Source organism: Burkholderia sp. BCC0506, assembly GCF_902833145.1.
In the GTDB taxonomy this organism is placed as follows: domain Bacteria; phylum Pseudomonadota; class Gammaproteobacteria; order Burkholderiales; family Burkholderiaceae; genus Burkholderia.
This window is the reverse complement of sequence record NZ_CADFEN010000003.1, coordinates 423,267-436,056: the sequence shown is the minus strand read 5'-3', so window position 1 is coordinate 436,056 and position 12,790 is coordinate 423,267. Positions and strand designations below refer to the sequence as shown.

Below are 12,790 nucleotides of genomic sequence, written 5' to 3'. Positions count from 1 at the left end.
GCAATTGAGAAAGCCGCCGATGCGCAAGCACGGCGGCTTTTTTGTCGGCGGGATGCCGGCGCGTCAGGCCACGCGTTCGCCGGTCGGCGTACTGCCGTCCGGGGCCGCATGATGGCGGCCGTGCTGCTTCGCGAGCAGGTCGCGGTACAGGCCGGGGCGGTTGCGCAGCACGTCGGGCGGACCGTCGTCGATCACCTTGCCGTTGCTCATCACGATGATGCGGTCGAAGTTGCGCAGCGTCGACAGCCGGTGCGCGATCGCGATCACCGTGCGGCCGACCATCAGCCGGTCGAGCGCGCTCTGGATCGCTTCCTCGGACGCGCTGTCGAGCGCCGACGTCGCTTCGTCGAGCAGCAGGATCGGCGCATCCTTCAGGATCGCGCGCGCGATCGCGATGCGCTGGCGCTGGCCGCCCGACAGCTTGACGCCGCGGTCGCCGACGATCGTGTCATAGCCTTCCGGCATCGCCTCGATGAACTCCGCGCAACGCGCGTCGCGCGCGGCGGCGAGCACTTCGTCGCGGGTCGCGTCGGGGCGGCCGTACGCGATGTTGTCGTAGATCGTCCGGTGCAGCAGCGAGATGTCCTGCGGCACCAGTGCGATCGCGTGGCGCAGGCTGTCCTGCGTGATGCCTTTCACGTCCTGGCCGTCGACCTTCACGACGCCGTCCTGCGTGTCGTAGAAGCGCTGCAGCAGCGCGAGCACGGTCGACTTGCCGGCGCCCGACTTGCCGATCAGGCCGACGCGCTGGCCCGGCTCGATATGCAGGTCGAAGTGGTCGAGGATCGCACGGCGGTGCGGGTACGCGAACGTCACGCGCTCGAAGTCGACGCGGCCGCCCTTGGCCGACAGCGGCTGCGCGTCCGAGCGGTCCGGCATGCCATGCGGCTCGAGCAGCGTCTTCACCGCTTCGGACAGGCGCGCGATGTGCTGCGTGACGTCGACGAGCGCGACTGCCAGATCGCGCGTGCCGTGCAGGATCGTGAAGCCGAGCGAGCTGACGAGCACGATGTCGCCCGACGTCGCGCGGCCCTGGTCCCACAGCCACAGCGCCCAGCCGAGCAGGCCGGCGGACAGCATCGCGGTGATCACCGCATGCAGCAGCCGCAGCTTTTCGAGATAGAGCAGGCTCTGCTGGCGCGCGTCCATCTCCGCCTTCACCGTCGCGCTGAAGCGCTTCTGTTCGCGCAGCGTCATCCCGAACGCGCGCACGAGGCCCATGTTGCCGATCACGTCGACGAGCTCGCCGTCGACTGCCGCGGCCTTCGCCGCGAACGCGTGGTGGCGCGCCGAGCCGCGCCCCGCGAGCTTGAACAGGATGACGGACAGCACGGCCGAGCAGCCGAGCAGGCCGGCCGCCATCAGCGGATTGACGACGATGATCATCAGGATCGCGCCCATCACCGCGATGCACGGCGGCAGCACGTTCCACGCCATCGTGTTCTCCGACGTGTAGACCGCGTTCGACGTGGCCGTGATGCGGCTCGCGAGCGTGCCCGGCTGCTTCTCCGAGTAATACGTCGGCGAATGGCCGATCAGGTACTGGAACAGATCGCGCCGCAGGTCGCCCGTGACCGCGACGAACGTATGCGCGGCGACCCAGCCGCCGACGCGCCACAGCAGGTTGTCGGCCGCGATCAGCCCGACGAGCAGCGCGAACGCGCTCCACAGCGGGCCCGGGTGATGGCGTCCGGTCGCCAGCACGTCGATCAGGTGCTTGATCGCGTATTGCGAGCCGAGCGCGCAGCCGACGGCGGCCAGCACGCTGCAGAGCACCACCAGGTGTGCGACCGGGTGGAGACGGATGTAGCGGAACAGGAACGCGATCGGCCGATGCGCGTAGCTCGACAGCTTCGCGTTGTGGGCGTTGCGCTGGGCGGGGGTGAGAGATTCCAAAATATGCGTGCGGTGATTCGGTGAGTGAGCGTGGCGGCTGGATCGCAGGCCGGCGTTCGCCCGGACTGAATAATCCGGCATTGTAAACAAGGCCGCGCGTCGCGCTGCGCGAATCTTGCCTTGGCCAGGGGCTCGCGTTCGATTTTGAGATAAAATCCGGCATCCCGTCCTGCCTCCTGTGCCGGAATCACGTTGCCGGCAGCTGCGGGTAAACAAGGATCGCCGAAATGGCCTTCCACTCTAGAACGGACACCCGAGTCCGCGGGTTGCAAAGTGTTGCACCTTTGTAACAAAGTAAAGTGTTTGAAATGTCGTGCGCCGTATCGGGATTAACCCTAGATAATCGGCTCCGGGTTCGATTCCAGGTCTTTTTACGAACCCCTGTCAACGGGTCTTCGTTTCAAACGTTCTATGCCTGTCGCGTCGCCGACGCTCCTTGTGCAGCGCGGGTTTCGACGCTCCCGGCAGGCGGATTCGTCCGATGGTCGGACGATATGCATCCAGCCCGGACCGCCGGCAGGTTGCCGACCCATACCTGGTTTTTAGCCGATTTTTTAGGAGTCAAGCATGCGAATCGCCCAAATCGCTCCGTTGCACGAAGCGGTTCCCCCGAAGCTTTACGGTGGTACCGAGCGAGTGGTGTCCTATCTGACCGAAGCACTCGTCGAGATGGGGCATGACGTCACGCTCTTCGCGAGCGGCGATTCGCAAACCTCCGCGAAGCTCGAGGCGTGCTGGCCGCAGGCGCTGCGCCTCGACCCGACGATCCGCGACGTGATGGCGCCGCACATGCTGCTCCTCGAGCAGGTGCGCCGCCGTGCGGAAGAGTTCGATGTCCTGCACTGCCACATCGACTACTACCCGTTCTCGCTGTTCTCGCGCCAGCCGGTCCCGCATCTGACGACGATGCACGGCCGTCTCGACCTGCCGGAACTGCAGCCCATCTTCAACGCATTCAGCGACGTGCCGGTCGTGTCGATCTCCGACAACCAGCGCATCCCGCTGCCGCAGGCGAACTGGCTGTCGACCGTCTACCACGGCCTGCCGGAAAACCTGCTGACGCCGATCCCGAACGTGAAGCCGAGCTATCTCGCGTTCCTCGGCCGTATCTCGCCGGAGAAGCGCGTCGACACGGCGATCCGCATCGCCGAGCAGGCCGGCCTGCCGATCAAGATCGCCGCGAAGCTCGACAAGGCCGACCGCGCGTACTACGAAGAGAAGATCAAGCCGCTGTTCGCGCTGCCGCACGTCGAGTACATCGGCGAAATCAGCGAAGCCGAAAAGACCGAATTCCTCGGCAACGCACACGCGCTGCTGTTCCCGATCGACTGGCCGGAGCCGTTCGGCCTGGTGATGATCGAGGCGATGGCCTGCGGCACGCCGGTGATCGCGTTCAAGCGCGGCTCGGTGCCGGAAGTGATCGACAACGGCGTGTCGGGCTTCGTCGTCGAGGACGAACTGTCGGCCGTCGCCGCGCTCAAGCGCCTCGATACGCTGCCGCGCGAGAAGGTTCGCGCCGCGTTCGAAGCCCGTTTCTCGTCGAAGGTGATGGCGCAGAACTACGTGAAGGGCTACGAGGAACTGCTGCGCCAGAAGCGCCGCACGGTGCTCCGCGAAGTCAACGCAAGCTGATCGAGGGCCGCTGCCGCTTGGCGGCGCGGCCGTCACGACGCCCCGTCCGGGTTCTCCGGCGGGGCGTTGTCACATCCGCGGCGCGGATCTGTTGTATTCTCGCCGCGCCCGGCGCGCCGAACGGCCCTCGAAGCGGCCCGGCACGGCATCCGGCCGTCTGTCCAGACGGTAATGTCCCTATAATGGCCGTGCCGTGAAATCCGGCCCGGTACGAATATCCAGAGGAGAGCAGTCTTGGCGAGAACGAAAACCACGCGCGCAGCGCCGGCCCCCGGCGCCGGTGTGATCTTCGCGTTGCGCGCGATCGGTCTCGTGCTGCTCGCGCGCTGGCTGTTCTCGATGTCTCAGATGGGCTATCGCGCGTCGCTGTCGGCGATGGTGTCGTCGCCGTGGGCATTCATCTACCTCATCCTGATCTTCCTGCTCCTCGCGCTGCCGGGCGCCGCCGCACGGGCCGAGCGGCCGTTCCATCCGCTGCCGCAGTGGCTGCGCCAGGCGCTGCGCGCGTTCGCGCTGATCGGTTTCCTGTTCGCCGTGTGGTCGATCGGGGCGTTCGCGTGGGCGGCCGGCTGGCGCCGCGCGCTGCACGCGGTGACGGCCACCAACGGCTGGCTCGTTGCCGCGCCGGCGCTCTACGCGGCGATCGTCTGGATCTGCCGGCCGCGGCCGCTGTGGCGGACCAACGTGGCCGCGCGTCGCTTCGCGGTCGGCCGGTATGCAATCTCCCTCGACGTGCTGACGCGCACCGCGATCGTCTGGATGGAAAGCCGCAAGGTCGGCCAGTACGACGCGCGCGAACTGTCGGTGCGCTGGCCCGGCCGCGCGGCGCCCGCCGCGGGCGACGACGGCGCGCAGCCGGCGGTCGTGCCGCCGCGCCGCGGCAGCCTGTTCAATCGGCCGAAGGTGGAGCTGCTGTGGGATTCGCCGGCGGCCGTCGGTCACAACCGGCAGATCGTGATGCGCACGCCGCTCGCGACCGAAGGCGACCGCGTCGCGGTGCTCGCGCTCGACGCGGCGCTCAAGCAGATCGTCTGACACGGCTCGCGCACCGGGCGCGAGCGACAAGGAGGCGCGATGATCGTCCGTTGGTTGCTGGCTGCGGTTCACCTGAGTGCGTTCGGCGTCGCGTTTGCCGCGATCGCGGCGCGTAACCGCGCGTTGCGCCGGCTCGTCGCATCGGCGCAGGCGGCCGATTTGCCCGGCGTGTTCAAGGCGGATGCGGTCTGGGGGCTGTCGGCGCTCGTGCTGATCTCGACGGGCCTCGCGCGCGCGTTCGGCGGTTTCGAAAAAGGAGCCGCGTACTATCTGCACGAACCGCTCTTTCACTTGAAGATGACCGCGCTCGTGCTGATCCTGCTGCTCGAGGTCGTGCCGATGCTGGGGCTGATTCGCTGGCGCATCGCCGCGCGGCGGCAGCAGATGCCCGATATCGGCCGCGCGCGCACCTATGTGCGGATCGGTCACTGGCAGGCGGTGCTGGTGATCGTCATCGTGTTTGCCGCGTCGGGGATGGCGCGGGGGATTGGGACGCCCGGTTAGGGACGCCCGGTTAGGGACGCCCGGTTAGGGGCGCCCGGTTAGGGGCGCCCGGCTAGGGGCGCCCGGTTAGGGGCGCCCGGCTAGGGGCGCCCGGCTAGGGGCGCCCGGCTAGGGGCCCACCGCGCAGGTGGGGCCGGCCGGGGCGTGACCAAGCGATGTTGCCCCCCCGGTCCGCCGCACTCAGCGCACGAGGCAGGGGCGCTTGTTGTCGAACGTCCAGCCCGGGATCAGGTACTGCATCGCCGCCGCGTCGTCGCGGGCGCCGAGGCCGTGCTGCTTGTACAGTTCGTGCGCGAGCGCGACCGCCTCCATGTCGATGTCGATGCCGAGCCCCGGCCGCTTCGGCACGTCCACCCGCCCGTTCTCGATCTTCAGCGGCTCGCGCGTCAGCCGTTCGCCGTCCTGCCAGATCCAGTGCGTATCGATCGCGGTGACCTGGCCCGGCGCCGCGGCCGCGACGTGCGTGAACATCGCGAGCGACACGTCGAAGTGGTTGTTCGAATGCGAACCCCACGTGAGGCCCCAGTCGCGGCACATCTGTGCGACCCGCACCGACCCCTGCATCGTCCAGAAGTGCGGATCGGCGAGCGGGATGTCGACGGCGTGCAACTGCACCGCGTGGCCCATCTGGCGCCAGTCGGTCGCGATCATGTTGGTCGCCGTCGGCAGACCGGTCGCGCGGCGGAATTCGGCCATCACCTCGCGGCCCGAGTAACCGTTCTCCGCGCCGCATGGATCTTCCGCGTACGCGAGCACGTGATGCTGGTCGCGGCACAGCCGCACGGCCTCGTCGAGCGACCATGCGCCGTTCGGGTCGAGCGTCACGCGCGCGTCGGGGAAGCGTTCGGCGAGCGCCGTCACGGCTTCGATCTCGCTCGCCCCTTCGAATACGCCGCCCTTCAGCTTGAAGTCGTTGAAGCCGTAGCGCGCATGCGCGGCTTCGGCGAGCCGCACGACGGCGTCGGGCGTCAGCGCGGCTTCGTCGCGCACGCGCGTCCAGTCGTCGGTTGCGCCGCGGCCGTCCCGATAGGGCAGCGCGGTCTTCGTGCGGTCGCCGATGTAGAACAGGTAGCCGAGCATTTCGACCTGCTCGCGCTGCTGGCCTTCGCCGAGCAGCGCGGCGACCGGCACGCCGAGATGCTGGCCGAGCAGGTCGAGCAGCGCGGCTTCGAGCGCGGTGACCGCGTGGATCGTCGTGCGCAGGTCGAAGGTCTGCAGCCCGCGGCCGCCCGCGTCGCGGTCGGCGAAGGTGCGCCGCACGTCGTTGAGCACTGCATGATAGTTGCCGACCGGCTGGCCGACGACGAGCGCGCGCGCATCGTCGAGCGTGCGGCGGATGCTTTCGCCGCCCGGTACTTCGCCGACGCCCGTGCGGCCCGCGCTGTCCTTCAGGATCACGAGGTTGCGGGTGAAGAACGGCCCGTGCGCGCCGCTCAGGTTGAGCAGCATGCTGTCGTGGCCGGCGACCGGAATCGCTTGCAGGTCGACGATGCGCGGCGTGTCGTGGGAGGGCGAGGCAGTGACGGCGTTCATGGGCGGCGATGACGAAAGAGTGGGCGATGCCGTGCGGCAAAAGCTTTGCCGCGCGCGGCGGGAGGTGCGATCATTCGACAACCGACGTGCGCGGCGCGCAAGGCCCGCACGTCGACGCAACCCGAAACGGGGTGGAGCGACAAGCGAGCCGGCGGAGCGCAGAACGCGAACGCGGGCCGATCGTCACGCACGGGACCGGGCGGTGCTGACCCGCCGAGCCCGGTCGACAGGAGAACCGTGCGCCGATCATCAGTCGTCGGATGACTTGTGACGCAGTATAATGAATCATCGGCTTTCGCTCAAACCCCGCGTAAACCCTCGGCTCACATTACGATCATTCAGAAAGGAACCGGCCACATGTCCGTGCCTACGCTTCCCGCAGCGCCGCGCCGTCGCGCACGCAGCCTCGCACAAGATGTCGTCGACGCGCTGACCGCGCAGATCGAAAACGGCACGCTGCGTCCCGGCGACAAGCTGCCGACCGAAACCGAAGTCATGGCGGCACAGGGCGTGAGCCGTACGGTCGTGCGCGAGGCGATCTCGCGGATGCAGGCGAGCGGCCTCATCGAGACGCGCCACGGCATCGGCAGCTTCGTGCTGGAGCCGTCGCGCCGCCAGACGCTCGGCATCGATCCGGCGACGATCACGACGCTGCGCGACGTGCTCGCGGTGCTGGAGCTGCGCATCAGCCTCGAAAGCGAGTGCGCGAGCCTGGCCGCGCAGCGCGCGAACGACGCCGACCTCGCCGCGCTGCGCCGCGCGCTCGACGCGATCGCGACGGGGGCGGGCTGCGGCCGCGACACCGCGCAGCTCGACTTCCAGTTCCACCTGCAGATCGCGCAGTCCACCGGCAACCGCTATTTCGTCGACATCATGACGCAGCTCGGCACGTCGATCATCCCGCGCACGCGCGTGAATTCGGCGCGCTTTGCCGGCGACGACCTCGAGCGCTACGTCGGCCGGCTGAACCACGAACACGAGGACATCTACGAGGCGATCGCGCGCCACGACCCGGAAGCCGCGCGCGCCGCGATGCGTACGCACCTGACCAACAGCCGCGAACGGTTGCGCCGCGCGCACGAGGCGGCCGAGGCCGAGGCGGGCTGACCGTTGCATCGCGGGCCCCGCGCGGTCACGGGGCTGCGCGAGTCGCTTTAACGTCAGTCGTCATATGAGATCGGCGTCATCGTCGCGATCTCCGCGACCAGGCGGCGTCCCCGCCGCCGGCCGCCTGCCTCGCCGTCGCTCAGCCTCCCTTCGTCACGATCGTTTTCCACGCGCCGTTCTTCACCTGGTAAAGCGTGGACATCCCGCTCTTCAGCGAGCCGTCGTTCGCGAACGAGATGCGGCCGGTCACGCCTTCGAAGTCGATCTTCTTGAGCGCCGGGCGATAGGCCTTCGGGTCGGTCGAGCCGGCCGCCTGCATCGCCTTGATCGCCGCCCACGCCGCGTCATAGCCGAACTGCGCATACGACAGCACGTCGACGCCGAAGCGCTTCTTGAAGCGCGCCTCGAAATCCTTCCCCTGCGGCAGCTCGTCGAGCGGCCGGCCGTATTCCCACGCCATCGCGCCTTCGGCGGCCGGGCCCGCGATCTTGATGAACTCGTTGTCCTTCACGCCGCCGCCGCCGACGAACTGCGCGTTCAGCCCCAACTGGCGCATCTGCTTGATGAAGTTCGCGGCGAGCGAATCGAGGCCGCCGAAGAAGATCAGGTCGGGATTCTTCGCCTTCAGGCTCGTGATCTGCGCGCGGAAATCGACCGCCTGGTTGCTGGTGAACTCGCGCCCGATGAGGTTGCCGCCGGCGGCTTTCACGGCTTTCTCGAATTCGTCGGCCTCGCCCTGGCCGAACGCGGTGCGGTCGTCGATGATCGCGATGCGCTTCGCCTTCGTCACGTCGACCGCGTACTTGCCCGCGTTGCCGGCATTCTGGCCGTCGGTCGCGATCACCATGAACATGTTCGCGAGCCCGCGCGACGTGAGCGTCGGGTTGGTCGCGGCCGGGTCGATCACCGGAATGCCGGCCTTGTCGTAGACGACCGACGCGGGGATCGTCGTTCCCGAGTTGAAGTGACCGACCACGACCGACACGTTCTGGTCGACCAGCGCCTGCGCGGCCTGCACGCCGATGCGCGGGTCGGCCTGATCGTCCTGCACGACGAGATTGAAGCGGGCAGGCTTGCCGGCGATCTGGACCTTCTGCGCGACCGCGTCGTCGAGCGCGAGCTGGACGCCGTTTTGCAGATCCTTGCCGTAGCCGGCGTTCACGCCCGTGAGCGGCGCGGCGAACCCGACCTTCACGTCGGTTGCGTCGGCAGCCCGGGCGGCCTGTTGCGAGAGGAGGGCAAGCGCGGATGCGATGGACACCGACAGCAGGGAATGACGGAATTTCATGTTGTTCCTCTTGTTCGACACCTGCGAGTGGGTACCGCACACGCCCGGGCGGGCCGGGTGCGTGCGACGGGCGGGCGGTTCGACCGCTTCTCGGAATCGGGCGGGGAGGTCGGCATCGTGATCCTCGGAAACATCTCCCGTCAGGCTCCGCGAAGAGCCCCGATTGCCTCGATATATAGGTCGCCGATATGCGCGGGTCTTGGAAATTTGCCGCGCATTCGATGCGGATTTGCGCATAGCTTCCGCGCGAGCGAGGGCGGCCGGTATCGGGAGTTTCCCGTCGCGAACGCAACGGGCGGGGAGGAGGGAGAGCGGTGCGGGGCAAGGACGCGGCGCGGCCCGTCGAAGGCCGCGCCGCGCGTGGATCGACGTCAGTCGGACAGGGCGTCCGACGCGGCTTCGGCGTCGTCGTGCGATGCGGTCGTGCGGATCAGCGGGTCGCTGGTGCTCGGGCGGCCCGTTTCGACGTGGCCCGCGAAGCGGCGCAGGAAGCCGAGCAGCCGGCCGTCGCTGACGGTGAGGTCGTACCAGCCGTGGCTGCCGCGCAGGTCCCAGTAATCGTCGACGTGCGCGCCCGGCGCGAGGTCGAACGTGCGCGCGTGACCGTGGCCGTACGCGTTCGTGACCTTGAGCCGCACGGCCTTGTGGCCGCGGTTCATCAGGCGCAGCGTGATGTTGCCGTTCGCGACGTCGTAGCCGTAGATCACCTCGGGGTTCACGTTCGCGCTGCCGACGCCGGTCGCGAACGGACCGCGGAAATGGCAGTAGAAGCCGTTCGGGCCGTACACGTCGAGGTCGTACAGGCCGAGCGACGCGGCGGCGCTCCACGTATCGGCGATACGTTTGCCGGCTTCGACCGTGTACGCCCACGGGCCGTCGACGCGGTTGCGCGAGTGGACCTGGAATGCGGCGCCTGCCCGGCCCGTGTTCGCGAAGGTCAGCCGGAACTGGCCGTTCGCGGCTTCGACGCGGCCGTGCACGAACAGCTCGTACGGCAGCGCGCGCGCCGGACGCAGCCCGGCTTCCTGTTTCGGCAGCTTCTGCAGTACCGGCGGCACCGGGATGTAGTCGGGGTGGCGGTTACGGTCCGGCGGCGCGTAGCCGCTCGTGTCCGGCAGCGTCGGCCAGCCGGCATCGGCCGTCGCGAAGTCGAACGCGGCGGTCAGGTCGCCGCATACCGCGCGGCGCCACGGCGACACGTTGGCGGCCGTGACCGCGTACTGCGCGCCGAACCGCGCCTCGATGAATTGCAGCAGCGACGTGTGATCGAAAGTCTGCGAGCAGACCCAGCCGCCCTTGGTCCACGGCGACACGACGAGCATCGGCACGCGCGGCCCGAGCCCGTACGGGCCCGCCATGTGCGACGCGTCGCCGGCGAACACCTCGTTGGTCGTCGCGACCGTCGACAGCCCGTTCTCGCGCGACTGCGGCGCGAACGGCGGCGGCACGTGATCGAAGAAGCCGTCGTTTTCGTCGTACGTGATGAAGAGCGCGGTCTTGCTCCACACGTCGGGATTCGACACGAGCACCTTCAGCACCTGCTCGATGTACCACGCGCCGTAGTTCGCGGGCCAGTTCGGGTGCTCGGAATACGCTTCGGGCGCGCAGATCCACGATACCTGCGGCAGCGTGCCGTTCTTCACGTCCTGCTGCAGCACGTCGAACAGCGTGCCGCCGGCGCTGATGTTGGTGCCGGTGCGCGCCTTGTCGTACAGCGGCGTGCCGGGCAGCGCGGTGCGGTACTGGTTGAAGTAGAGCAGCGCGTTGTCGCCGTAGTTGCCGATGTACGGGTTCTGCGTCCAGCCCCACGAGCCGTTCGCGTCGAGCCCCGTGCCGACGTCCTGGTAGATCTTCCACGACACGCCGGCCTGCTCCAGCACTTCCGGATAGGTCGTCCAGCCGTAGCCCTTTTCCTCGTTGCCGAGCACCGGGCCGCCGCCCGTGCCGTCGTTGCCGACGTAGCCCGTCCACATGTAGTACCGGTTCGGGTCGGTCGAGCTCGGGATCGCGCAGTGGTACGCGTCGCAGATCGTGAACGCGTCGGCGAGCTGGTAGTGGAACGGGATGTCGTCGCGCTGCAGGTACGCCATCGTCGTGGTGCCCTTGTTCGGCACCCACTGGTCGTAGCGGCCCTTGTTCCAGGCGGCGTGCATGTCCTGCCAGCCGTGCGGCAGGTCCTGCAGGAACTGCAGGCCGAGCTTGTCCGCGCCCGGGTGGAACGGCAGCAGTTCGGCCGGGCCGACCGGCTGGTGAAACACCGACTTGCCGTTCGCGAGGCGCAACGGACGCGGGTCGCCGAAGCCGCGGACACCGCGCATCGTGCCGAAGTAGTGGTCGAACGAGCGGTTCTCCTGCATCAGGATCACGATGTGTTCGATGTCGCGGATCGTGCCGGTGCGGCGGTTCGCGGGAATCGCGAGCGCATCGCGGATCACGGGCGGAAACAGGTTCAGCGCGGCGGCGCCGGCAGTGCCGGCGGCGACGCGCAGGAAGTCACGACGGTTCGATCGGGTCATGGTCGTTATCGTGGGGTAAAGAGGGAGCCGATTGGCGGGACCTGCGGGAACGGCGCGCACCGGGTCGCAGGATGCGGCTGCGCCGGTACGTGCCGCCGCGAGCATAGCGAGGAATCGGTGTCATTCATGTGAAGTCCGGAAACGTTTGCACGGGCGGCGAGCCGGCATCGGGATATGCATCGCCGGCGGTCGGGGCGCAAAGGCGGCAGCGGAAAGCGGAAAGCGGCGCGCTGGAGCAGCGCAGGGTCGTGCCGGCCGGTCAGGCGTCGGTTACCCACGCGCCGAACCATTCGCTCGGGCGGGCGATCTCGTCCTGCGCGGCGACGAGCTCGAGTTCGTAACGGCGTGCATCGTAGGTGGCTTTCACGACCGCATGCACGGCCGCGAGCGTGTGTTCGAACGCGGCGCGCACCGAGTCGCCGCGCAGCCGGCACGCGACGAAGATCGCGCTGGTCAGGTCGCCGACGCCGACCGGGTGGCGCGGAAACGCATACAGCGGCCGCTGGCCGATCCACGCTTCAGTTTCGGTGACGGCGAGCATGTTGAAACGGTCGGCCGGGCTGTTGCGGTCGTGCAGGTGCTTGACGAGGATGATCTGCGGGCCGCGGCGGATCAGCGCGCGGCACGCGTCGACGGCTTCGGCGACGGTCTCGATGCGCCGGCCGGCGAGCTTCTGCAGTTCGGTGTGGTTCGGCGACATGCCGTCCGCGAGCGCGGGCATCTCCTCGACGATGAATTCCTCGACGCCGGGCTCGGGCCGGATGCCGCCCGTCTGACCCAGCGCCGGATCGCAGAAGTACCACGCGTTCGGATTCATCGCCTTCACCGTGCGCACGATCTCGACCGCCGCGCGCGCCTGCGGCGGCGAGCCGAGGAAGCCGGACAGCACCGCGTCGCAACGCTTGAGCGCGCCGATGGCGGCGACGCCGTCGACGAGTTGCTCCATCTTCGCGGCGTCGATCGCGCTGCCGGCCCAGTGGCCGTACTGCATGTGATTCGACAGCTGGACGGTGTTGAGCGGCCAGACGTTGACGCCGAGGCGCTGCATCGGGAACACGGCCGCACTGTTGCCGGCATGGCCGTAGATGACGTGCGACTGAATGCTGAGGACGTTTTTCATGGGAATTCGCCTGCACGCGTTTCAGGGTCACGTCACACGATACCCGAGTTCGTCGTGCGCGCGGAAGTCGCGTGGCGCCGGAGTGTTGCGCGGCGTCGTCACGCGACCGCGTAGAATCGCGGGGCGCGGGACAGCCCCGCTGCAGCCCGGCTGCCCGTG

General features: G+C 68.4%; 9 protein-coding genes. 4 read left to right on the top strand and 5 right to left on the bottom strand.

Annotation, left to right across the window (positions count from 1 at the left end; translation table 11 throughout):
- Nucleotides 1-63: 63 nt before the first annotated feature.
- Nucleotides 64-1,896, bottom strand: a complete 1,833-nt coding sequence (locus tag HWX62_RS09230; RefSeq protein ID WP_175929600.1) for an ABC transporter ATP-binding protein — start codon at nt 1,894-1,896, stop codon at nt 64-66.
- A 567-nt stretch (nt 1,897-2,463) separates the two neighbouring features.
- Here HWX62_RS09230 and HWX62_RS09225 point away from each other — a divergent pair.
- The 3 genes from HWX62_RS09225 (at nt 2,464) to HWX62_RS09215 (ending at nt 5,067) form a co-directional block, all read left to right on the top strand.
- Nucleotides 2,464-3,528, top strand: a complete 1,065-nt coding sequence (locus HWX62_RS09225) for a glycosyltransferase family 4 protein (protein WP_034186533.1) — start codon at nt 2,464-2,466, stop codon at nt 3,526-3,528.
- A 234-nt stretch (nt 3,529-3,762) separates the two neighbouring features.
- Nucleotides 3,763-4,563: a hypothetical protein gene (locus HWX62_RS09220; protein ID WP_175929599.1), complete on the top strand. Its 801-nt coding sequence runs from the start codon at nt 3,763-3,765 to the stop codon at nt 4,561-4,563.
- Nucleotides 4,564-4,602: 39 nt separating this feature from the next.
- The gene (locus HWX62_RS09215) at nt 4,603-5,067 is read left to right on the top strand and encodes a DUF2214 family protein (RefSeq protein WP_175929598.1); all 465 of its coding nucleotides are present in this window, start codon (nt 4,603-4,605) and stop codon (nt 5,065-5,067) included.
- 180 nt (nt 5,068-5,247) lie between these two features.
- Here HWX62_RS09215 and gudD read toward each other — a convergent pair whose 3' ends face one another.
- Nucleotides 5,248-6,600, bottom strand: coding sequence for a glucarate dehydratase (gudD, locus tag HWX62_RS09210; RefSeq protein ID WP_175929597.1), 1,353 nt, complete (start codon nt 6,598-6,600; stop codon nt 5,248-5,250).
- A 357-nt stretch (nt 6,601-6,957) separates the two neighbouring features.
- On the opposite strand from gudD, the gene HWX62_RS09205 reads away from it, so the two are divergent.
- Nucleotides 6,958-7,707: a FadR/GntR family transcriptional regulator gene (locus tag HWX62_RS09205; RefSeq protein WP_175929596.1), complete on the top strand. Its 750-nt coding sequence runs from the start codon at nt 6,958-6,960 to the stop codon at nt 7,705-7,707.
- Between the two features lie 139 nt (nt 7,708-7,846).
- On the opposite strand, the gene HWX62_RS09200 is transcribed toward HWX62_RS09205, so the two are convergent.
- The 3 genes from HWX62_RS09200 to pdxY form a co-directional block, all read right to left on the bottom strand.
- Complete coding sequence (locus HWX62_RS09200) at nt 7,847-8,995, bottom strand: branched-chain amino acid ABC transporter substrate-binding protein (protein ID WP_006484314.1); 1,149 nt, start codon at nt 8,993-8,995, stop codon at nt 7,847-7,849.
- Nucleotides 8,996-9,366: 371 nt separating this feature from the next.
- Complete coding sequence (locus HWX62_RS09195) at nt 9,367-11,511, bottom strand: phospholipase C, phosphocholine-specific (protein ID WP_175929595.1); 2,145 nt, start codon at nt 11,509-11,511, stop codon at nt 9,367-9,369.
- Nucleotides 11,512-11,770: 259 nt separating this feature from the next.
- Nucleotides 11,771-12,631, bottom strand: coding sequence for a pyridoxal kinase PdxY (pdxY, locus tag HWX62_RS09190; RefSeq protein ID WP_175929594.1), 861 nt, complete (start codon nt 12,629-12,631; stop codon nt 11,771-11,773).
- Nucleotides 12,632-12,790: the final 159 nt, after the last annotated feature.